Annotated in this window: 20 protein-coding genes and 4 tRNA genes; 11 read left to right on the top strand and 13 right to left on the bottom strand. The window is 64.7% G+C overall.

Features of this window, described 5'->3' with window-relative positions; all coding sequences use genetic code 11:
• The first annotated feature begins 43 nt into the window (after positions 1-43).
• The 4 genes from pstS to pstB all read left to right on the top strand — a co-directional run bounded on the left by pstS (position 44) and on the right by pstB (position 4,005).
• Positions 44-1,141: a phosphate ABC transporter substrate-binding protein PstS gene (gene pstS, locus HQ354_RS14215; RefSeq protein ID WP_068424865.1), complete on the top strand. Its 1,098-nt coding sequence runs from the start codon at positions 44-46 to the stop codon at positions 1,139-1,141.
• 101 nt (positions 1,142-1,242) lie between these two features.
• Positions 1,243-2,283, top strand: coding sequence for a phosphate ABC transporter permease subunit PstC (pstC, locus tag HQ354_RS14210; RefSeq protein WP_222634973.1), 1,041 nt, complete (start codon positions 1,243-1,245; stop codon positions 2,281-2,283).
• 3 nt (positions 2,284-2,286) lie between these two features.
• Complete coding sequence (pstA, locus tag HQ354_RS14205; RefSeq protein WP_222634972.1) at positions 2,287-3,195, top strand: phosphate ABC transporter permease PstA; 909 nt, start codon at positions 2,287-2,289, stop codon at positions 3,193-3,195.
• 33 nt (positions 3,196-3,228) lie between these two features.
• The gene (gene pstB / locus HQ354_RS14200) at positions 3,229-4,005 is read left to right on the top strand and encodes a phosphate ABC transporter ATP-binding protein PstB (protein ID WP_068424855.1); all 777 of its coding nucleotides are present in this window, start codon (positions 3,229-3,231) and stop codon (positions 4,003-4,005) included.
• A gap of 226 nt (positions 4,006-4,231) precedes the next feature.
• On the opposite strand, the gene phoU is transcribed toward pstB, so the two are convergent.
• The 6 genes from phoU to HQ354_RS14170 all read right to left on the bottom strand — a co-directional run bounded on the left by phoU (position 4,232) and on the right by HQ354_RS14170 (position 11,046).
• The gene (gene phoU, locus HQ354_RS14195) at positions 4,232-4,906 is read right to left on the bottom strand and encodes a phosphate signaling complex protein PhoU (RefSeq protein ID WP_068424852.1); all 675 of its coding nucleotides are present in this window, start codon (positions 4,904-4,906) and stop codon (positions 4,232-4,234) included.
• 74 nt (positions 4,907-4,980) lie between these two features.
• Complete coding sequence (locus HQ354_RS14190; RefSeq protein WP_222634971.1) at positions 4,981-6,942, bottom strand: LCP family protein; 1,962 nt, start codon at positions 6,940-6,942, stop codon at positions 4,981-4,983.
• A 118-nt stretch (positions 6,943-7,060) separates the two neighbouring features.
• On the bottom strand, positions 7,061-8,200 hold the full coding sequence (gene dusB / locus HQ354_RS14185; protein ID WP_222634970.1) for a tRNA dihydrouridine synthase DusB: 1,140 nt from the start codon (positions 8,198-8,200) through the stop codon (positions 7,061-7,063).
• Positions 8,201-8,302: 102 nt separating this feature from the next.
• The gene (locus HQ354_RS14180; RefSeq protein WP_222634969.1) at positions 8,303-9,259 is read right to left on the bottom strand and encodes an acyl-ACP desaturase; all 957 of its coding nucleotides are present in this window, start codon (positions 9,257-9,259) and stop codon (positions 8,303-8,305) included.
• A gap of 402 nt (positions 9,260-9,661) precedes the next feature.
• Positions 9,662-9,734, bottom strand: a tRNA-Lys gene (locus HQ354_RS14175).
• A gap of 58 nt (positions 9,735-9,792) precedes the next feature.
• Entirely contained in the window at positions 9,793-11,046 is a 1,254-nt protein-coding gene (locus HQ354_RS14170; RefSeq protein ID WP_206030934.1) for a lipase family protein, read from the bottom strand.
• A gap of 806 nt (positions 11,047-11,852) precedes the next feature.
• Here HQ354_RS14170 and HQ354_RS14165 point away from each other — a divergent pair.
• The 6 genes from HQ354_RS14165 (at position 11,853) to HQ354_RS14140 (ending at position 14,079) form a co-directional block, all read left to right on the top strand.
• The gene (locus HQ354_RS14165; protein ID WP_068424835.1) at positions 11,853-12,521 is read left to right on the top strand and encodes a TetR/AcrR family transcriptional regulator; all 669 of its coding nucleotides are present in this window, start codon (positions 11,853-11,855) and stop codon (positions 12,519-12,521) included.
• 79 nt (positions 12,522-12,600) lie between these two features.
• Positions 12,601-12,673, top strand: a tRNA-Glu gene (locus tag HQ354_RS14160).
• 129 nt (positions 12,674-12,802) lie between these two features.
• Positions 12,803-12,876, top strand: a tRNA-Asp gene (locus tag HQ354_RS14155).
• 90 nt (positions 12,877-12,966) lie between these two features.
• Positions 12,967-13,043: transfer RNA gene (locus tag HQ354_RS14150), tRNA-Phe, on the top strand.
• A 90-nt stretch (positions 13,044-13,133) separates the two neighbouring features.
• Positions 13,134-13,688, top strand: coding sequence for a DUF6584 family protein (locus tag HQ354_RS14145; protein WP_068424832.1), 555 nt, complete (start codon positions 13,134-13,136; stop codon positions 13,686-13,688).
• Positions 13,689-13,776: 88 nt separating this feature from the next.
• Positions 13,777-14,079: a hypothetical protein gene (locus HQ354_RS14140; protein ID WP_222634968.1), complete on the top strand. Its 303-nt coding sequence runs from the start codon at positions 13,777-13,779 to the stop codon at positions 14,077-14,079.
• On the opposite strand, the gene HQ354_RS14135 is transcribed toward HQ354_RS14140, so the two are convergent.
• The 3 genes from HQ354_RS14135 to HQ354_RS14125 all read right to left on the bottom strand — a co-directional run bounded on the left by HQ354_RS14135 (position 14,050) and on the right by HQ354_RS14125 (position 15,504).
• Complete coding sequence (locus tag HQ354_RS14135) at positions 14,050-14,346, bottom strand: ANTAR domain-containing protein (protein ID WP_068426093.1); 297 nt, start codon at positions 14,344-14,346, stop codon at positions 14,050-14,052. The genes HQ354_RS14140 and HQ354_RS14135 overlap by 30 nt on opposite strands.
• A gap of 118 nt (positions 14,347-14,464) precedes the next feature.
• Positions 14,465-15,052, bottom strand: a complete 588-nt coding sequence (locus tag HQ354_RS14130; RefSeq protein ID WP_114330297.1) for a helix-turn-helix domain-containing protein — start codon at positions 15,050-15,052, stop codon at positions 14,465-14,467.
• A gap of 44 nt (positions 15,053-15,096) precedes the next feature.
• On the bottom strand, positions 15,097-15,504 hold the full coding sequence (locus tag HQ354_RS14125; protein ID WP_167676913.1) for a hypothetical protein: 408 nt from the start codon (positions 15,502-15,504) through the stop codon (positions 15,097-15,099).
• A gap of 82 nt (positions 15,505-15,586) precedes the next feature.
• Between HQ354_RS14125 and HQ354_RS14120 the strand changes: the two genes are divergently transcribed.
• Positions 15,587-16,690 carry a hypothetical protein gene (locus HQ354_RS14120; RefSeq protein WP_167676911.1) on the top strand — a complete coding sequence of 368 codons (1,104 nt, stop codon included), beginning with the start codon at positions 15,587-15,589 and terminating at the stop codon, positions 16,688-16,690.
• On the opposite strand, the gene HQ354_RS14115 is transcribed toward HQ354_RS14120, so the two are convergent.
• The 4 genes from HQ354_RS14115 to HQ354_RS14100 are packed head-to-tail and all read right to left on the bottom strand — an operon-like array spanning position 16,677 to position 21,728.
• Positions 16,677-17,582, bottom strand: coding sequence for a pseudouridine synthase (locus tag HQ354_RS14115; RefSeq protein WP_222634967.1), 906 nt, complete (start codon positions 17,580-17,582; stop codon positions 16,677-16,679). The two genes, HQ354_RS14120 and HQ354_RS14115, sit on opposite strands and share 14 nt — an antisense overlap.
• Before the next feature lie 19 nt (positions 17,583-17,601).
• A complete protein-coding gene (locus HQ354_RS14110) occupies positions 17,602-18,801 on the bottom strand; it encodes a lipase family protein (protein WP_068424821.1) in 1,200 nt (399 codons plus the stop codon).
• A gap of 30 nt (positions 18,802-18,831) precedes the next feature.
• Positions 18,832-20,295, bottom strand: a complete 1,464-nt coding sequence (locus HQ354_RS14105) for a DHA2 family efflux MFS transporter permease subunit (RefSeq protein ID WP_308115196.1) — start codon at positions 20,293-20,295, stop codon at positions 18,832-18,834.
• A gap of 5 nt (positions 20,296-20,300) precedes the next feature.
• A complete protein-coding gene (locus tag HQ354_RS14100) occupies positions 20,301-21,728 on the bottom strand; it encodes a condensation domain-containing protein (protein WP_222634966.1) in 1,428 nt (475 codons plus the stop codon).
• Between the last annotated feature and the right edge of the window lie 179 nt (positions 21,729-21,907).

The raw sequence follows: 21,907 nt of genomic DNA, 5'->3' as shown, positions 1-21,907 counted from the left end.
CGACCTCTGGCGTGGAACGGCTCGAGATCCTCGGAGGAAACAGGTGAAGCTCAAGCGCAGCGCGTCTCTCGTAGGCGCAGTCGCAGTCGGCGCCATGCTGCTGACTGCATGCGGCAGCGACGCGAACGTCGAATCGGCCGCAGGCACGGATTCGGCAGCAACGTGCGAGGGCAAGTCCCCGCTGACGGGCGAAGGCTCGTCCGCTCAGCAGAACGCAATGTCCAACTTCACGTCGATCTACTCCGGCGTCTGCTCCGGACAGGCCGTCGAGTACACGACCAGCGGCTCCGGTAACGGCCGCACCCAGTTCGTCGCTGGCCTCGTCGACTTCGCCGGCTCCGACTCGACCATCAAGGACGAGCAGGCCGCTCAGGCTGCCGAGCGTTGCGAAGGCAACCCGGCGTGGAACCTCCCGCTGGTCTTCGGCCCCATCGCCGTCGCCTACAACCTCGACGGCGTCGACAACCTGGTCGTCACCCCGGAGATCGCGGCTCGCATCTTCAACGGCCAGATCACCACGTGGAACGACCCGGCCATCGCCGCGGCGAACGAGGGCGCGACCCTGCCGTCCACCCCGATCACGCCGATCTACCGCTCCGACTCGTCGGGCACCAGCGACAACTTCCAGCGATTCCTGTCCGCTGCTGCTCCCGAGGCATGGACCCTCGACCACAGCTCCGACTGGGCCGGTGGCGTCGGTGAGGGCGCGAACGGTTCGTCGGGCGTCGCACAGGCCGTCGCGGCAACCCCCGGCTCGATCACCTACGTCGAGAAGGGCTTCGCCGAGCAGGAGAGCCTGGGAATGGCGTCGGTCGACTTCGGCAACGGACCGGTCGAGCTGAGCAGTGAGACCGCAGGCGCGGCCATCGACACCGCCACCTTCTCCGGTGAGGGCAACGACCTCGCCATCGACATCGACGCTCTGTACGCGAGTGATGCTGCCGACAGCTACCCGCTGGTTCTGGCCACCTACGAGATCGTCTGCTCGGCGGGCTACGACGCCGACACCTCGGCAGCCGTCAAGTCCTTCCTGCTCAGCGCGGCCAACGAAGGACAGGAAGGCCTCGAAGCCGCCGGATACGTTCCGCTGCCCGAGTCCTTCAAGGAGCGTCTGGTCACTGCGATCAACGCCATCGCCTGATTCAATGAGACGAGAGCCTGCTTCGACGCCACGGCACATCACGTGCCGTGGCGTCGGGTAGGACCCCGTCGTCCGGCCACTACACGAGAGACGTGAGCGGTATGAGCGACACCCAATCGATCACCGGCGGTCCGTCTGCGGCGAGCATTTCTGCAGGCGGTGCGCCGCGGAATACGGAAGAACCCAAGCAATTGTCGGACAAGAAAGCCAAGGGCGCCGTCGTTCGCCCGGGTGACAGAATCTTCTCCACCCTCGCCACGGGCTCGGGTGTCTTCATCATCGCGCTCATCGCCGCTATCGGCGTGTTCCTGCTGTGGCGTGCCATACCGGCGTTGTCGAACAACACCGTCAACTTCCTCACCTACAACGGTCAATGGAACACCTCCGACACGTCGGCGATGGTCTTCGGTATTCGCGACCTGTTCCTGGTGACAGCGACGGTGTCGATCTTCGCGCTGATCCTCGCCATGCCCGTCGCACTGGGCATCGCGATCTACCTGACTCACTACGCACCGAAGAAGGTCGCGGGCCCGCTGGGCTACGTCATCGACCTCCTCGCGGCGGTGCCGTCGATCGTGTTCGGTCTCTGGGGCCTCTACGTTCTGGCGCCTGCCATCAGCCCGTTCGCCGAATGGCTCAACGAGAACCTGAGCTGGTTCCCTCTCTTCGCGACCGGCTCGGTCTCGATCGCAGGCGGCGGCACCATCTTCACGGGCGGCATCGTGCTCGCCGTCATGATTCTTCCGATCATCGCCGCGGTCACCCGCGAGGTGTTCGTGCAGACCCCCCGTGGCCAGATCGAAGCGGCGCTCGCCCTCGGCGCCACGCGCTGGGAGGTCGTGCGCACGACCGTCATTCCGTTCGGTAAGTCCGGCTTCGTCAGCGGCTCGATGCTGGGTCTCGGTCGCGCACTCGGTGAGACCATCGCGCTGTACATCATCATTCGCAGCACGCAGTCCACGTTCGGGTGGACCCTCTTCGACGGTGGCAGCACGTTCGCGACCAAGATCGCGCTCGCGGCAGGCGAGTTCAACAACCAGCTGCAGGCAGGTGCCTACATCGCTGCCGGCCTGGTGCTGTTCGTGCTCACCTTCGTGGTCAACGCAGGCGCCCGCGCCGCGATCGCAGGAAAGAAGGACTAGGCCATGACCGCAACCATGGATCGCCCGGTCAAGGAACCGACCTTCAAGGGTGTCAGTGCGCGTCGAAAGTTCTCGAACGTTTCGGCGACCGTCTTGGTCAGCCTGGCCGTTCTGATCGCCCTCGTGCCCCTGGTGTGGGTGCTGTACACGGTGGTTTCCCGCGGTCTGTCGGCCGTCGTGAACCCGAACTGGTGGCAGAGGTCGCAGGCCGGTATCACCCAGTTCATCGAGGGTGGCGGTGCGTATCACGCCATCGTCGGCACGCTCACGCAAGGACTGTTCTGCGCGCTGATCTCGATCCCGATCGGCATCTTCGTCGCGATCTACCTGGTCGAGTACGGCGCAGGAACCCGCCTGGCCCGCGCCACGACGTTCATGGTCGACATTCTGACCGGTGTCCCGTCCATCGTCGCCGCGCTGTTCATCTACGCGCTCTGGATCGCCACGTTCGGCTTCGAACGCTCTGGCCTGGCGGTGGCCTTCGCTCTCGTGCTGCTGATGATTCCCGTCATCGTTCGATCCGCGGAAGAGATGCTGCGCATCGTTCCGCAGGATCTGCGTGAGGCGTCCTACGCGCTCGGTGTGCCGAAGTGGAAGACGATTGCCAAGATCGTCGTTCCGACGGCCCTGTCCGGCATCGTCACCGGCATCATGCTCGCCCTCGCCCGCGTCATGGGTGAGACGGCGCCGGTCCTGATCCTCGTCGGGTCCGCGACGGCGATCAACTTCAACTTGTTCTCGGGACCGCAGACGTCGCTGCCGCTCATGATGGTCGACCTGCAGAAGGCAGGAACCGGCGCGCTCACTTCCGAGCGCATGTGGGGAGCAGCGCTGACGCTGATCCTGATCATTGCACTGCTCAACATCGGCGCGAAGCTGGTCTCCAAGTTCTTCTCGCCCAAGAACGTCTGACCGCGAGCCTCACAGAAACTTCAGGAGCCGACCATGGCAAAACGTCTCGACCTCAAAGACGTCAACATCTACTACGGCAAGTTCCACGCCGTCCAGAACGTCACGCTCGCAGTTCCGCCTCGCGGCGTCACCGCGTTCATCGGACCGTCCGGCTGCGGCAAGTCGACCGTGCTCCGCTCGCTCAACCGCATGCACGAGGTCACCCCGGGTGCACGCGTCGAAGGTTCGGTTCTGCTCGACGGTGAGGACATCTACGGTGCGGGCGTCGACCCCGTCGGTGTGCGACGGACCATCGGCATGGTCTTCCAGCGTCCGAACCCGTTCCCGACGATGTCCATCCGCGACAACGTCGTCGCAGGCCTCAAGCTGCAGGGCGGCAAGAGCAAGAAGGAGCTCGACGAGGTCGCCGAGCGGTCCCTCAAGGGCGCCAACCTCTGGAACGAGGTCAAGGATCGTCTCGACAAGCCGGGCGGTGGATTGTCCGGTGGTCAGCAGCAGCGTCTCTGCATCGCACGCGCCATCGCCGTGCAGCCCGACGTTCTGCTCATGGACGAGCCCTGCTCGGCACTCGACCCGATCTCGACCCTCGCGATCGAGGACCTGATCAGCGAGCTGAAGAAGGACTTCACGATCGTCATCGTGACGCACAACATGCAGCAGGCCGCTCGCGTCAGCGATCAGACCGGGTTCTTCAACCTCGAGGCCACCGGCAAGCCGGGCAAGCTCATCGAGCTCGACGACACCGAGAAGATCTTCTCCAACCCGTCGCAGAAGGCAACCGAGGACTACATCTCGGGCCGCTTCGGATAGAACCGCCCGGTCGTTCCTGCAGGCTCCACTTCCGCCGAGCGACCGCACTCGAACACGAGAAAACCCCCGAGCCCATTGGGTTCGGGGGTTTCTCGTGCGCGGGCGGCGGCGGCGACCGGAGCGAATGTCGCATTCGGTCACTTCAAGTGACCGGATGGCCCCATTCGGTCACCGAGGGCTGTCGAGCCCCTTCGGTGACCGAATGGGACATTCGGTCCATGGAAGGTCAGGCGCTGGGCAGGTGGGTGGCGCTCAGCTCGGTGGGCAGTTCCCCGGTGGCAAGGAAGATGACCCGGCGTCCGACCTCGACGGCGTGATCGGCGAAACGCTCGTAGTAGCGGCCGAGCAGCGTGATGTCGACGGCAGCAGCCACACCGTGCTTCCATTCACGGTCCATGAGGACGGTGAACAGGTGGCGGTGCAGGTCGTCCATCGCCTCGTCTTCTTCGCGCAGCTTGGCGGCCCGCTCGGGGTCACGAGTCTCGAGCACCTCGCGCGCCGACGCACCGAGCTGGACGGCGATGCGGCCCATCTCGGCGAAGTAACCGTTGACCTCTTCGGGCAGCGTGTGGTTGGGGTGACGACGGCGGGTGATCTTCGCGACGTGCAGAGCCAGTGCGCCCATGCGATCGATGTCGGCGACGATCTGAATGCCGGAGACGACCGAACGCAGATCGCCGGCGACCGGAGCCTGCAGGGCGAGCAGGGAGAAAGCCTTCTCCTCGCACTGGGCGCTGAGGTCGGTGATCTTGTCGTGGTCGGAAATGACCTGCTCGGCGAGAACCAGGTCGGCTTGGAGGAGGGACTGGGTGGCCGTGTCCATGGCGGATCCGGCCAGAGTGGCCATCTCACCGAGGAGATCGGCCAACTCGTTCATCTGTTCGTTGTAGGCGACGCGCATAACCACGGAGTTTAGTAGCTCACATGCACCGAGTCATGGACGCCGGAGTGAACGGGGTGTGAATGGATAGGTGGCTATGCGCAGGTGTCGTCTGCAGCGTTGGTGAACGCAAGATCCGTCGGCAGCGGTGCAGATCCGGTGCTGCCCTGAACCCGCGTGACGTCGATCGGCTGGCCGAACGTCGTGGGGGCGGTGGTGTAGCCGGGGTAGTCGGCTCCGAGCACCACTTCCACGAGGCTGTCGAGACCCTGGCCCTCCTCGACGACGGCACCCGGAATGGCCGACGCCACGGTCGCTGCCTCGGATTCCTGGCCGGGTGAGTAGCGGACGACGGTCTGCGCAGCGGTCCCGACGAAGTTGCCCACGCCCACGATCTGGAAGCCGTAGGTCGAGAGCTCCTCGGACGCCGTTGCCGCCATGCCCGGCATCTCCGACGCGTTGGAGACCTGGATCGACACCGTCATCGGATCCACCGCGAGGACGGGTGCCGCCTGCTCCGGGGGAGCGGCCGACGTCTCGGTCGGAGTCTGACGCTCTTCACCGGGCAGCGGGTCGTCGTTGATGATGGCGCTGAAGATCGCGGAGATGGCGTCGTCCATGGGGATCTCGTTGCCCCAGTCGTTCGTGCCCGATGTGGGGAGCGTGAGGAACGTGACGGCGCCCGCATCGACGTTCTGCAGCGACCGGCCCAGCGTGACGAGATCTTGAGTCTTGACGTTCTCGACGAACGTGTCACTGGTGAAGGCGTTCACGAAGCCGTTCAGCTTGCCCGGATCGAGCAATACCTTGTTGGAGAGCGCCGAACGAAGCAGCGACGACAGGAAACGTTGCTGCCGCTTGATGCGTCCGTAGTCGCCGTTGCCTTCCGAATCGACGTGGCGTGCGCGGACGTAGTTCAGGGCGGTACGCCCGTCGACGCGTTGTTCGCCGGGATTCGCGAGGACGGTTCCGAGTTCGCCGTCGACGAGGGGCTGCGGGGTGCAGACCTCGACGCCACCGATCTCGTCGACCATCGATTCGAAGCCGGCGAAGTCCATGCCCACGAAGTGACCGATCTTCAGACCCGAGATCTTCTGGATGGTCTTGACGAGGCACTTGGGACCACCGAGTGCATAGGTGGCGTTGAGTTTGTCGCCGTCGGCTGCGGGATACATCTCGCCGGTGTACGTGTTCGAGTCGTTGTCGAAGCCCTCGCACGCAGGGCGGGTGACGTCGAGGTCACGCGGGAACGACACGGCGACGACGCGGCTGCGGTCGGCAGGAATGTTGACGAGCATGACCGTGTCGGACCGTGCGCCTTCGGCGTCGTCGACGGTTCCGGCGCCGATCTCGCCGCTCGCGCCGGCACGGGTGTCGGTGCCGACGATCAGATACGTCTCGTCGCCGTACTGACCTGCGGCGTCGACGACGTCGGTGGAATCGGGATCGAGGGCCGCGACCTGGGCGAAGCCGCGGTCGGTGCTGCGCAGATATCCCCAGACGACGCCCGTCAGGGCCACGGACAGAATCGCGAGGATCGAGACGAATCCGCGCGCGACGTTCCTCGCGCGCTTGCGGCGACGCACCTTGCTCATCGCGAGGCGCGTGAGTGCGGGCCGTTCGTCGGCGGGAGCTCCGACGGCTTCCGGCTGGGCTGTCCTCGGGCGGGGCGTCGCGTCGGTGACGGGATCGATCTTCTCCGTCGGGGCCTCGACGTCGGGACGGTCGGCTTTTGCCGTCGGTTCCCGGGGGGAGTCACCGTCGGCCACCTTGGCGGTCAACTCGGCGACGGATACTCCCTCGGCCGATCGAGGGGTTCGTTTGACGAGACGGCTCAGTCGGCCGCCGCCCTGCGACGAGTCGTCGCTCGTGGGCTGTTCGGCGCGGGGTGTAGCGGGTGCCGTCGGCGCGATCGGTGGCTTCGGCGGGAACGTATCCTGACGCGGCGGAGTGGCCTCGGGCGCGCCCGAAGACTGCGGCCGAACACGAGAGATCGGGCGCTCCCACGGAGCCCTGCCCTCGGGCACGGGCGCGTTCGGGTCCCGATCGTCACCCACGTGTTCTCCTGGCCTTCCTGGCGAAATATCGTGCTCGCCGAGTCAGGCGATCCCAGCCATGATACCGAGGAGACGGGCTCGGTCCACTTCGATCATGACGCCGAACCGTCGACGCAGGTCAGCCTCCGGAATGCATCAGGTCGGCGCCGACGGGAACACGGTCGTCCTCGGGATCGTCGAGCCAGCCCTCCGGAAGTGACACTGCGCCGGGCGATCCCTGGCGTCCACGCGGTCCTTCCGCGTCCTTCGGAAACGGCACGGTCGGGTCGAGGAGGGCCAACAGGTCGTCGAGCTCGGCGAGAGACTTGACCAGCGACATCTGCACTCGTACGTCGGCACCCGCGGGGAAGCCCCGCAGGTACCACGCGACGTGCTTGCGGAGCTCGCGCAGGCCCTTGTCCTCGCCGTGGTGATCGGCCAACAGCTCGGCATGGCGGCGGATGATCGTGGTGACCTCGCCGAGGGTGGGAGGCGTCGGCTCCGGACGGCCGGCGAAGCGTGCACTCAGCTCCGCGAACAGCCATGGGCGACCGAGACATCCGCGCCCGACGACGACGCCGTCGCAACCGGTCTCGTTCATCATGCGTACCGCGTCGGACGCGGAGAAGATGTCACCGTTGCCGAGGACCGGGACGTCGGTCACGTGTTCCTTCAGTCGGGCGATCTCGTTCCAGTCCGCGGTGCCGGAGTAACGCTGTGACGCGGTGCGAGCATGCAGCGCGACGGCCGCCGCACCTTCCTCGGCCGCGATGCGGCCCGCGTCGAGATGCGTGTGGTGTTCGGCGTCGATGCCGACACGAAACTTCACGGTGACGGGTACCGACGTGCCCTCGGTGGCCTTGACCGCGGCAGCGACGATGCGTCGGAACAGGGCGCGCTTGTACGGCAGCGCGGCGCCTCCGCCCTTCTTGGTGACCTTCGGCACGGGGCAACCGAAGTTCATGTCGATGTGATCGGCCATGTTCTCGTCGACGATCATCTTCGCGGCCGCGTAGGTGGTGTCCGGATCCACGGTGTAGAGCTGCAGCGACCTGGGTGTCTCGGTGGGCCCGAAGGTGGTCATGTGCATCGTCGCGGGCTGACGCTCGACGAGCGCGCGGGCGGTGACCATCTCGCAGACGTAGAGCCCGGAGGTGCTGCCTGCGCGTGCGATCTCCTGCTCACGGCACAGCGTGCGGAACGCCACGTTGGTGACCCCTGCCATCGGGGCCAGCACAACAGGGCTGTGCAGTTCGAGTGAACCGATCTGCAATGTCATCGAAAAAGCCTCGTTATTTCTTGGGTGTGTGGAGCAAACGAGCGGTGCCCGGCACCGACCACGGTACCGGGCACGATCGAGGTGGAGCGGGTTCTTCGCAGGTCAGGACGCCTGCTTTGCGGCCTTCGCGGCGTCGCGGGCGAGCGAGCGGTCGCGCATTTCCTCGAACTTGGTGGCCTGCTTGTCCAGGTCGTCGAGGAACGCGGCGAGTTCTTCCCGGCGGGTCTCGCCGCGGCCGGTGAAATCTTCGCGCTCGAAGATCTTCCACTTGCGCAGGACGGGCCAGACGACTTCTTCGAGGTGCTGACGCAGGTCGTAGATGCCGTGCTTTGCCATCAGGACACCGTTGCGGCGGAAGTTCGGCATTCCGGCGCCGGGCATCTGGAAGTTCATGACGATGTCGCACACCGCGTCGAGTGTCTGGTCGGGTGCGATGTCGAGGGCTGCGGCGCTGATGTTGCGGTAGAACATCATGTGCAGGTTCTCGTCGGCGGCGATGCGCTGGAGCATGCGGTCGGCGATCGGGTCGTCGCACACCTTGCCGGTGTTGCGATGCGAGACGCGCGTCGCGAGTTCCTGGAACGTCACGTACGAGACGGAGTGCAGCAGTCCGGTCTGCGATCCGGCGGGGGATGCGAAACCGTTGGTCATGTGGATCATGCGGGCTTGCTCGAGCGCGACGGGGTCGACGCCGCGGGTGACGACGAGGTAGTCGCGCATGACGATGCCGTGCCGGTTCTCCTCGGCGGTCCACCGTCCGACCCAGGTGCCCCAGGCGCCGTCCTGGGAGAAGTTCTCGGCGATCTCGCGGTGGTAGGACGGCAGGTTGTCTTCGGTGAGCAGGTTGGTGATCATCGCAGCCTTGGCGACCTCGGAGAGCTTGCTCTGCTCCGGGTCGTAATCGACGCCGCCGAGTGCCGCGAAGTTACGACCCTCGTCCCACGGCACGTAGTCGTGCGGATGCCACTCCCTGGCCATGGACAAGTGGCGGTTCACGTTGTCTTCCGCAACAGGAACCAGCTCTTGAAGCAGTTCCAGCTGTGTCAGATCCCTCGCCATTACATTGCCTCCAGACATTGCGGATAACCGGACCCAGCCTACGGCACCGTAACTTCGCTGTGTGCACGCGTCGAACTGCGTCGCGCATCACGATTACCGGCTGGTACTTCGGAGATTTCCCCCATTGCAGGTTCGTTCCCCGTTCTCGAACCGTTACCGAGTGTACGACTGCATAACGGGAAAGGGCTGCATGTTTGCTGTCGATGTGCTGTGCGTCGCCGCAGACAGTCTGCCCGACGGGTGACTGCCCTTTCGCGGCCTGCAACGCATTCGTCGCGGTATCGAGGTGCAATCGTCATCCGCTGTTCGCCTCGCGGTCACGGGTCGATCGCAGGCCGACGACGAAAAAGGCTCGAACTTCGGGCGAAGAGTCGCGGTGAAGTTCGAGCCGTGCGCATTCGGTGCCCCCAGTAGGACTCGAACCTACGACCTGCGGATTAAAAGTCCGTAGCTCTACCAACTGAGCTATAGGGGCGCGGATCGAAAGTGTAGTGGTGCACACTCCAGGACTCACGAGGCACCCCCTCGGCCTGTCATCGTCCGAAGCTGCTGCACCCTTCCGGCGCAGGCTTGCCCGCGAGGCGGTCGTCGATCCAGGCGTGAGAGCCGGGCAACCCGGAGATCGCGACGACGAGGTGTTCGCCGACGTACTCCTCGAGTCTGACGTTCGCGCCGTTCGCGCACCATTCGTCGTAGAGCGTCTCGGCTCCTTGTCGAGGGATCCAGAATTCCTGCTGTCCCTGGTAGATGAAGACGGGCGCCGACGGAGCGAGGTCTCCGCCCATCCGGTTGTCCGCGATGATCCGCTCCGCGATGGGTGTGCGGTCCACGTTCGGGACGTCCGAGAGCGCTTGCACCGGAATGGGTGCCACCAGACCGGGGGGTGCCAACAGATAGATGCACATGTCCTTGGCGATCTGCGCCAACCTGAGGCCGTTGGCGTTCATGAGTTGGAACATCTCCGGGTACTCCCGTGCCACGCCCATCGTGGCCGAGAGGAACAGCGTCGATGCGCCGTTGTTTCCGTTCATGGAGCCGAGGAGTATCCGGTAGTCGACAGGAGCACCGCCGAACGCAGTGCCGACCAGGTTGACGTCGGGCGCGTAATCGGGAGCGAGCTGCGCGGCCCAACCCGACGCGATGGCGCCGCCCGAGTAGCCGGTGATCGCGATCGGAGATTCGTGTGGCAGTCCCAGTCCGGGCAGATTCACCATGGCGCGCAACGCGTCCAGGACGGCGTGTCCTGCCATGCGGCCCGCGGCGTACGCCTGCCGCGGTCCCTGATGATCGGTGACGACGACTGCATAGTTCTTGGCCAGAAACAGTTGCACCGCAGCAATTTCCGGCGCAATTCCGCGCGGCATGGTCCACGACGGGGCGCACGTGTTTCCGAGTGAATCGATGGCCATGTTGTACGCGACCACCGGACGCGTACCGGATCCGGTCCAGGGAGCAGTGGGAACGACGACGGTGGTGGCCGCAGCGACCGGCCGGTCGTGGGAGTCGCTGGTGCGGAACAGGATCTGAGTCGATCGCGTCGGTGTGACCAGCGGTCCGACGGTGACGTCGCGAGTGTCGAGAACCGTTCCTGGAGCGGAGCTTTCGTATCCGGGCGGCGGGTCGAACCACGGCTCGCCCAGCGGGGTGGCTGCAGCCAGGCTCGGGTCCTGCGCCGGAGACACGAAGTCCGCTATCGGGTCTGCGTCGACCGCCCACGGCGTCGCTGCGACGAGTACGCACGCGAGAATGGTTACTGCTGAGCGAGTTGCGAGTCTTCCCATGATCATGCCGTCACCTGAATTCGTAGTCGTCGTCGACCCGATGTGCTCTACGCCACATTAATTACCGACCGATGCCCGGCGTGTTGGAACTGCCTGCGTCGATTTCGAACCGTTACAGAACCGGTTGCTTTCGAATGTATTCGGACGCAGTGTATTAACTGGAAAATCGGGTTAAAAGATTCCAAAGTGGTTGTGTCGCAACAGGTTACGCAAACACGTAAATGTCGAAAAGTAACTGCGAAACACGTTCTCGGATAATGTGATTCGTAGTTCAACTATCGATTTCTCGATACCGTACGACCGTGAAATGTTCGGGTTTTCGATCCCGTCGATTCGGCGTGAGGCACTATCGGGCCGGATGCCTGTTTTCGGCATCGGCTAATTCGATCGCGTGGGACCCGAAAGTCGATTCTCGTCGATGTGCGATCGCGTGTGCCGAGGCCGTCGTCGGCGCGATCGGGCAGACGAAACGATCCGACGGTTATGTATGAAAACCGGGTAAGGTGGGTGGTGTCGTGGACCGCCGGAAGAAGCCCGGCGGCTCGGGAGGATGACACACTCCCGAGAGGTGTCGTAACGGGGTGTGCTGAAAAAGTCGGCGACTCGAGTGCGCACCCCCTGCAGCGCACTCGAGCCGAAGAGACCATACCACTCGGATTGTTTGTAATGGTCCGCGGATTTGTCCGTTTTTCGGTTTCTCGAGGAGTTCCAAGGTGGAGGACGGTCTTTTCGCGCTGCAGTGAAGTAGTCTCGAAATTGCGGTAAGCCGCTGATAGAGCGGGTCGCGTGGGTTTGGAAGGCACGGAAAACCAATGGCACAACAAGAGCGCGCACGGAGAACCCGGGCGGCGATCGTCGAGGCTGCGGCATCGGAGTTCGCGCGTCGTGGGTATGCGGCAGCGTCGGTCAACACCATCCTGGAGGGCTCCAACGCCACCAAGGGTGCGATGTACTTCCACTTCCAGTCGAAAGAGGACCTGGCAAGGGCTGTACTGAGCGCCGCTCTCGACAAGTATGTCGCGATCACCGAACGCTGGAGAGGGTCGACGCTGCACCCGTTCGACGTGCTTCACGGAATCATCGACGACCTGGCCCGCAGCTTCCAGTCGGACGTGATCGTTCGCGCCGAATTCCGGCTCATCGTCGAGCCCGAGTTCTACAGCGAGGTGCAGTCCGGAGGCGGGAAGGTGTGGGGTCTCGCCGGCCTCGAGCAGGCCCGTCGCGCCCAGGAGTTGGGTGACCTCTCGGACGAGTTCACGCCGGAGAAGTTCGTACGCGTGTTGTCCGCATCGTTGGCCGGTCAGCGCTACATGGCCGATCTCGTGTCCGACAGCCGGGACCTACGCGCGATGTTCGAGGAATCGCTCGAGGTGATCCTGTTCGCGATGGCAACCCCTCAGTGGTTGGACGCCTGGCGCACCCGCGGCTGGTCCGAAAACACCGTCTCGAGCGCTGAAAACGCCTCTGACCTGCCGGTTTGAGTTTTCCGCGAAAAGTGTCCTAAGCTATCCCAGCTCCCAACGGAACGCCGTTGAGGGTAGCGCCGGAGCAATCCGGCGGGCCCCCTTCGTCTAGCGGCCTAGGACGCCGCCCTTTCAAGGCGGTAGCGCGGGTTCGAATCCCGTAGGGGGTACGGTAGGACACGGTCGGAATTGACAAACCGGCCAGCAGTACAGCAGTCTCTTGCAGGCCGCCGCGGTTCGAAGCAGAAAAAACTTCTGCTAAGGTTTGCGGCAGTGAATTTCGACAGAAATTCGAGCAAGGCCCTGTGGCGCAGTTGGTTAGCGCGCCGCCCTGTCACGGCGGAGGTCGCGGGTTCGAGTCCCGTCAGGGTCGCAAAATCAGTGCGAAAGCACTGAGTTGCGATGCAAGTCAGCGTCACCAGTAGTGCAGAGTTACGAGTGGGCATTCTTACCGGTGCCGCCCGGCCAGGTAGCTCAGTTGGTACGAGCGTCCGCCTGAAAAGCGGAAGGTCGCCGGTTCGATCCCGGCCCTGGCCACCACAATCTTCGCGCGCACGCGCACATCACGGCTGTCGATTCCGATTCGGAACCCGGCCTTCTCTTGCCCCCGAACATCGCTACGCTGATTCGGTGGATGTCATCGATCAAGCACAGGCCGACCTCGCCCGAGGCGACTACACGTCGGCCCGCGATCGGCTCTATTCGGCGCTGAGAACTGCCCCGGCGTCGCAACCCGTTCTGGAGCTTCTCGCCTACACTCACCTCCTCATGGGAGATCGCGTCGGCGCAGGAGCCGCGTGGTTCCTGACGTCCAAGGAAGACGACGACCCCACCGCGTCGGCTGCATTCGCTGCGTTGGAGGCTCGGCATCGTTCGCCGATCTCGCTGGCGCAGGTTCTGCCGATCAACGCGCCGTCCGACTACTACCCGGCTCAGGCAAAGATGCGTCTCGATCGTCTGTCGGCCGCCGTCGCGAGCAACGGGCAGGTCTGGGTGCCGCCGCGCGACACGATCTATTTCGACGAGTACGGCGTCGACGCCGACGACTTCGTCGACGACGCATTCCCTATGTCCGCCGGTGGGGCGTCGGGGCGGCCTCTCAGGCAGCGAATCCTGGCGACGCTCGTCATCGTCGCTATCGCGGCGACATCGGCGTCGGTCGTGCTGGCTCTCGTGTTCTCGTAGGTCGTGCGGGCACGCATTGTGTTGCCGCGTATCGTGTTCCGCGGAGTCATCCACGATTGAACCGAAATCCCGATAGACACGAATCCGTGTGCCACCGAAGGACAATCTCATCGACCCCCATCGACGCGACGACAATTACGACGTCAATCTCGCACAAGCGCGTGTATTCGCTGCCGGATTGGCCGAGCACATCGAGAAGTGCACGACCTCGATAGAGGTCGCTCAGGCGCGGGCGTTCCGCGCGCGTGCCGACAAGGCCGAGGCACGCGCGCGGGAACTCGAGGCGCAGGCGAGTGTGCTCCGGAAGGAGCTGTACGAGATGTACCGTCAGATCGACAACATGACGGCACGTTTTCCGGAACTACGCGGAGACACTGTCTTCCGACGCTGAGCGCGGGGCAAGATGGGCGCCCCAGCGTGCGAGGGCCACTCGGCGGGTCTCGGTGTCGCCGCGGTCCCCACCCTCTGCCAACGTGATCACCGCGCGCGCCAGCTCGAACAGGCTCACCCGATTGTCACGGGCGGTGGAGAACAAATCGTCGACCGCGGCAGAGACGCTACCTCCCTGCAAACCGACGAGCACACCCGTCGCGATATCGACATCGGTGCGTGAAGCGGGTCCCCGAGACGTCGTTGTGTCGGGACTTCTGTCTGTCATGAACATTCCTCGAGATGCGTAGTGATCGTGATGCGTGGGGATCGAGCTGAGAGCTATTTCACTGTTCGTGAGAGCGCTCACTCTGCCACACGCCACCGACGAGAAAGTAGCCGATGCGCTAAGACTCGGATGGTTTCGCGCGAACGTGCATCCGTTCCCCCTGCGGTCCGAACAGACTGAGGATTTCGACGGGTCTTCCGTCTGCTGCGCCGAACCAATGCGGAACGCGGGTGTCGAACTCGGCGGCCTCGCCGGGCTTCATGACGATGTCGTGTTCACCGAGCACGAGACGGAGCGAACCGTTGAGAACGTACAACCATTCGTACCCCTCGTGGACGCGCGGGGACGGTTCGTGTCGGTCCGGGTCCACGACGATCTTGTAGGCCTGCATGCCGCCGGGCCGACGCGTCAGCGGTTGGATCGTCACGTTCTCGCGGCGAACCGGGGTGCCTGTGACCCGCGGGTCTTCGACAGGTGGTTCGCTGATCAACTCGTCGAGCGGAATCTGATGCGCACGAGCGATCGGCAACAGCAGTTCGAGGCTGGGCTTGCGGTCGCCGGATTCGAGTCTGGACAACGTGCTCAGCGAAATTCCCGTTGTCTCCGCGAGAGCGGCGAGCGTCGTACCGCGTTCGCTGCGGAGCCGACGTAAGCGCGGGCCGACGCCTGCGATGACGTCGTCGATCTCTCGTTCCGGCGTGCTCATACGACTATTGCAGTTTCAGCAAAGAAATTTGTCAAGCCGTTCGCTCAGCTGCAGGCCAGCTTCGCCTGATCGTAGATGCGCTGCGCCTGCTCGGTCGAGGGGCGGACGTCACCGGACGCCGCCTCGACTTCGAGTTCGGAGACGACGGTCGACTCGTCGGTTCCGCTCGCGATCTCGGCGCACGTGCTGTTCAGCAGGGCCTTGATCGCGTTGTCGTCACGGCTGTCGGCAAGAGCGCCGAACTGTGTGCGGAAGGCCACGACGAACGCCTCGACCTTCGCGTCGTCGAACAGATTTCCCGCCTGCTCGCCGAGGCTGGCGGCCACGCTGCTGGCCGAGCCTGCCGCGTTGTCGAGGGTCTGATTCGCGTCGGACTGATCCTCGGAACTGCAACCCGCCACGACGAGCGCGAGCGACAGGCCGGACGTGAGGGCGAGTGTTCGGAACTTCATGGGTGTGATCGTAGCTTTCGCCACAGTCGACGAGTCGGTCGAAACGCGTCGTCCGGTGGACCGGGCCGCTCATACTGGTTCGATGGCAACCGGGGTTGCGTCGTCGACCGCGCGGGTCGGCCGGTCACCGATACTGCGCAACGCGTACGGGAGTGCGACCACCGAGGCGTTCATGATCATCGCGATCGCGACGATTCTGGTGACGCGCCTGTACCTGGAACTGACCGGCTACCCGCAGGTCGGTGGTGGCACCCTGCACATCGCGCACGCGCTGTGGGGCGGCGCCGCGATGATGTTGGCTCTGCTGATCGGCTGGCTCTTCATCGGGTTCGGGGTGCGCGCGTTCGCCGTGGTGCTGGGTGGAATCGGGTTCGGACTGTTCCTCGACGAGGTCGGCAAGTTCGTCACGAAGAACAACGACTACTTCTACGGCCCGTCGGCCGAGATCATGTACGTGCTCGTGGTCGTCGTCCTCGTCGGCAACCGCATCGTGCGGGACGCGCGCAGGCCGTCGCGCGAGGAGACGCTCGCCAACGCGGCTCTCATCGCGGCGGAGGGGGTGGCGCACGGCTTGCCGGAACATCGTCGCGAGTGGGCTCTGCGCATGGTTGCGCGTGCCGAAGCGGAAGGAGCCGACGCCGAGACCGTCAGCGGTCTGCGGCTGTTGCTCGGGAACTGCAGTCCGGGAAGTGCCCGGCTCTACACGATGCGACGCTTCGCGCCGCGCCTGATTCCCGCCTTCTTCAAGAGCCCGCGCTGGGTGCCCGTCGTCGCGTGGGGGTTGACGCTGGCGTCGTTCGCAGGCGTCGTCTTCGGCATCGTGCAGTTGGTGGTCGGGGACTTCCACTTCGACTCCGAGGACACGACGCTCGACATCGACAGGATGGGAATCTCGAGCGGAATTCTGTTCCTGTCGTCCTGCACGACGTTTGCTCTGTCGTTGCCGTCGGCCGTGGCGTTGCGAAACAAGAAGTTGTGGCCGCTGCGAATGTTGCGGATCGCCGCGCTGATCTTCACGATGCTCAATGCGCTCGTCGATTTCGCCCAGGAAGGGTTCGCGGCCCTCGGCAACGTTGCGATCGGATTGTTCACGATGGCGGTGTTGTCGCACCGAATCGCCGTCAGGACCGCGGAAATAGCCGAGAACAACTTCTCGCACGGCGACGTGTTGTCTATGCCCGAGTAGGGAGCTGCAACGAGCGGGTACTTGTGAACGCCCGACGTTCACGGGTGAACGGGTCGACGAACTCGATGGACCGTGCGAGCAGTTGCAGAGGCGCGGAGTAGTCGTCGTCGGCCACGTCGTAGAACTCCGGGTAGAAGTTGTCGCCGAGGATCGGGATGCCGAGCGAGCTCATGTGAAGTCGAAGTTGGTGTGTACGACCGGTTCTCGGCCGTAACGAGTACAGTGCGTGCACGCCGTCGTGCCGGACGATGTCTGCGTGGGTTTCCGCATTGGGCTCGCCCGGGACCTCCTCGGCGCGAAGAACGCCGCGCTCCTTGATCATTCGGCTTCGCACAGTCCGCGGGAACGTCAGACCGGGATCGAACCGTGCGACGGCGTGATACTCCTTCTCGACGGCGCGGTGCGCGAACAGTTCCTGATAGGCGCGTCGAACCTCCGGCCGTGCGGTGGATACGAGTACACCCGACGTCAGTCGATCCAGCCGATGCGCCGGACTGAGGTCGGGCAGGTCGAGCTGACGTCGGAGCACGACGAGCGCGGACCGCGTGACGTACGCGCCCCGTGGCGTCGTCGCGAGGAAATGAGGTTTGTCGACGACGACGAGATTCTCGTCCCGATGAAGAATGTCGATCGGAAACGGGACGACGGGTTCGTCCGGCTCGTCCCGGTAGAGGTAGATGTCGGCGCGGGGAACGAGCGGCGTGTCGACTCCGATCGGTACACCTGCCGCATCCACCACCTCGCGAGCAGCCACCTTCTCCCGCAACCGATCGGCATCCTGTGGGAACCTGCCGACGAGATAGTCGAGAACGGTGGAGGCCGAGGCGTCGTCGGGCATCCTGATACGGGTAGGTCCGAGGCCGTTGCGGATGGGAAGGGGAGCGCGGGCCATGGCGCTCACCCTATCCGCCTCAGCAGTTGGTGGGTGCGGGCTCACCCCGGAAGCGTGCGTCGAGCCACAGGTAGGCCTCGGGGAGACCGACGACCGTCGCCGAGAAATGTTCGGCAGCAGGGTATCCGCGGAACTGAACGGTCGCACCTGCCGCACAGTATCGACCGACCATGTCGCGGACGGGCTGGAACGGCGCGATGAAATCGTTCACACCCTGCCAGACGAACAACGGCGCAGTCGGGACGCCCTCGTGGAACGTCACGCTGTTCTCACGCAGTACTTCCTGTGCACTCGGCGTGTCCGCGAGAGACGCGGCCGTCGTCAGATCTCGCGCGCTGTGGAACGCGCCGTCGATCAGGATGGATCGTCTGCATTCGTTGAACATCTTGTTGCGCAATGCCATTCCCCGGTCGTTCAGGTTCTCGGTGATCGGGAACCGCTCGGGGTATTCGCGTTCGAGACCGAGCGCGACGGCCATCGCCATACCGAAGCCGGGGTGTGGCTGCGGACTGTAGGCGAGGTTCTGCGCGATCTGTGCGAGATCCGACGGGATTCCGCCCTCGGCGATGCCCGCGATCTTCAATTCCGGTGCGTAACCAGGGGCGATCGCGGCGGCGAACGACGTCGCCAAGCCGCCGCCCGAGTACCCGAGCAGGCCGACTGGCGAATCGGCGAGCGGAAGCTGCTGGAATCGCTGCACCGCGCGCACTCCGTCGAGGGTGATCTGACCGGCCATCCTCGCCGCGCCGTACGCCGCGTTCGGCCCGAGGTAGTCGGGTACCGCAACGGCCCATCCGCGGGCGACCATGCCCAGGTAGACGGCGGGTGCCTCGATCAGTTCGTCGGAGAATAGGCCGTGCGACGGTGCACACTTCGTCCCCAGTGCGTTGACGATCGCCTGATACGAGACGAGGGGCGTTCCTTCCCCTCGGCCGCGCGGCATGAGGACCGTCGTCACGGCGGCGATCGGGTCGCCGGCGGAGTTCGTCGACCGGTACTTGATCTGCCAGATGTCGGTGTTCGGGTATCGCGGACTGTCGGCGCGTCGGGAATCCAGAACGTCGCCCGGGGCCGCGTCGCCGATCGTGGGTGGCGCGGCGTAGAACGCGTCGGGATCGGGGGCCAGTGCAACGGGGTCGGCTGCCGCGGAGGATGCCCCGGCGAGGAGGCCGCACACGGCGGCGACGGCGACGAAGACTGCGGTGAGACGAGTACGCACGGTGGTCCTTCTTCTCGGTGGTGACATGGATCAGGCGGAGACGGGAACTGCGGGAGGGCTTTCGACCTTCTTCGGCAGAGCGAGGGCGAGAAGGGCCGAGGCCGCGACGACTGCCGTCAACACGAAGAAGACGTGGCGCTGCGCGACGACGTACGGCTGGGCGGACGCCCAGCCGACACTGTCGGGCGGCACCGACGGCGTCAGATCGGACAACTGGTGGAAGAAGAGCAGACCGACCAACGCCAGTCCGACGGCCTGTCCGACCTGCTGCACGGTCGGGATGATCCCCGACGCGGAACCGACCGTGGAGCTGTCGGTGCCGGAGACGATCGTCGTCTGCAGCGGCGCGACGAAGACGCCGATGCCCGCGCCGCCGACGAACAACGGAAGAGCAAGAGCGGCGACACTTTTCGCCGTCGACTCGTGGTAGGACAGTGCGGCGAAGCACAGCAGCGACACACCGAACAGCACGAAACCGAGCGGCAGCATGCGAGTCCCGATGCGTGCGAACAGTTTCGGCGAAAGAACGGAGAACACGGCCGCGCCGAGCGCGAACGGGACCGTCACGACGCCGGTACGCACGGGGGACAGTTCGAGGCCGAATTGCAGACTCAGCGACACGGTGAAGAAGAAGCCGGTGAACGATCCGAACATCAGGATCGACAGCGCACACCCGATCGCGAACGTTCGACGACGGAACAGCTCGAGTCGAAGCATCGGCTCGTGATCCATTCGGGACCAGCGTTTCTCGTGTACGACGAACAGTGCGCAGAAGGCCATGGATGCGACGACCGAGAGCACTGTCGGCAGCGACCAGCCGTGCCGGTAGCTGTGCGTCAACGGATAGACGAGCAGCACCAGGCCCAGCGTGGAGAGGACGACTCCGCGCAGATCCAACCGCGGCAACGTGGCCGGCCTCGCGTCGGACAGGCTCAACGCGGCGAGCGCCAGGGCCGTCAGACCGATCGGCGCGTTGACGAAGAACACCGTGCGCCAACCCCATTGAAGAAGGTCGAGCGACACCAGAACTCCGCCGATCGACGGCCCGAGAACGGCTGCACCGCCCGCCGTCGCGCCGTACATCGCGAACACGACGCTGTGACGCTCGCGTGGAAACGACGACGCGATCACCGCGACGGTCTGGCCGGACACCAGACCGCCCGCGATGCCCTGGATCACGCGCGCCGCGACGAGTAGCTCCGGTGACCCGGCCAACCCGCACAGGATCGACGCCGCGACGAAACCTGCCATCCCGCAGACGAACACGGTTCGGCGACCGACCAGTCCACCGAGCCACGCGCCGGTCAGCAACGTGCACGCGAACGCGAGCGTGTACGACGACACGATCAATGCCTGCGCGCTGGCATCGGCCCCGATGTCGTCGGCGATGGACGGTAGGGCGACATTGACGATCGTGACGTCGATCATCAGCATGAACACCGCCATCAGGCATGCGCACAGCCTGCGGTACGCGATGTGACGAGTCGACGTCACGACGATTACGCGGTCCTTCCCGACACCGCGTCGGCGAACGAATAGTCACCGGTGCGAGCCACGGACAGGAAGACGTCGCCGATGGCCGCGAAGTAGCGATCGATGGACCGACGCGCGACGTCGGTGCCGGGAAACATGAACGTCGCGCCGGTGTGGTTCTCGAATCGATTGATCCACATGTAGACCTCGTCGGAGCTGCCCTGGTTGCCGAACAGGCCGCCGTTGACGCTGGACACGATGTCGGCGCCGGGAAGTTTGCGCACGTCGACGTAGGAGATCATCGGTGCGGACCAGCCCGGTTGCGTCGTGATGCCGCTGTCGGGCGTGACCAGCTCGAGTACGCGGTGGTAGGAGACGTCGGACAGCAGCTTGCCGGACTCGAAGGCGCGCTGCGCAACTCCCGCGAGATGGGAGAAGGTCAACGTTCCGGACACGGTGAAATGCACGGGGATGAGGCTGGAGAACCAGCCGATGGCGCCGAACTCGCCGGGCGTCGTGCGGGTGCTCTTCGGGGTCAGGCCCAGGTAGTTCTTCTTGCCGACCAACTCGTACTCGGCGATCGCTGCGGCGGCGAAGATCCCGCCGGTGATCTTGGCGCCTGCACGCTCGCAGGCCTCGTCGAAGGCATCCGCGAGTTCCTTGTCGAACAGCGGGAAGTCCCTCACTTCCGAGCGTGTGTACTTCTCGGCGTGCGCGTCGAGCGGTAGCGCGAAGGTCGGGAGGTCGCCGCCGTTCTCGCGGACCAGGTCGATCCACGTGCGAACCTCGTGCGACCGGGACGTCAGCTGGGCACTCGCCTCGCGTTCGCGGGTGCAGTACTCGAGGTAACTGCCCAGGCACGGCTGCACGTTCAGGGTGCCTGCGGCGGCCTCGGTGTAGAGCGTGCGGAGTTCGAAGAACGTCAACGCCTGCGAGATCCCGTCGGTGTTCAGATGATCGACCGCGGCATAGACGGTGAACGTGTCCCCGTGATCGATGACGCCGAACGAGAAGCAATCCCAGCTCGTCGGGCCAGGAGTGGTGTCCTGGACGTGCTGCCGCAGGGCTTCCTGGTCGTCGAACTCACCGACGTCGGTCGGCGCGAGCTCGATGAACTCGGGATCGGTGACGTGGCGCACCACACCGTGTTCGTCGGTGTGGAACCAGCTCGCGAACGTGTCGTGCTTACGCAGGAAGCCGTTGACGGCCTGCGTCATCGCATCCGCGTTCAGCGGTTCGAAGATGTCGAACGTGACCAGGCACAAACGGGAGAAACGAAAGCCCGAGTCACGGTTTCGGTACGCGGACTTCAGATACTCCTCCTGGATGTGCGACGGCGGCACCGGGTGCGGCGGCGCGGCGTGCACGCAAGCGATGCATTCGGGGGTCGGCTTCCACGTCGTCACGTGTCCGGGTACGGGGTTCCAATCACCGATGAGTCCGAAGCTGACCACGCGACATCCTTCTTTCCGTATGCGATGTGCAGACACCGTGCGCGGCAGAACGCCCGCACGCCGTCCATGATGGCGCCGAGACTTCGTCGCGGGCACGTGTTCGGCCTTGTGAATGGCCCCAAACATGAGCGCGCCTTGTGAAGGGGCCCAAAGGATCGCGTCGCCCCGCACCGACATCT

Origin of the sequence: Rhodococcus sp. BP-261, assembly GCF_019835205.1 — a bacterium.
GTDB classification, from domain to species: Bacteria; Actinomycetota; Actinomycetes; order Mycobacteriales; family Mycobacteriaceae; genus Rhodococcoides; species Rhodococcoides kyotonensis_B.
Note: the sequence above shows the minus strand (reverse complement) of the source record. Positions and strands in the feature narration are given on the sequence as shown.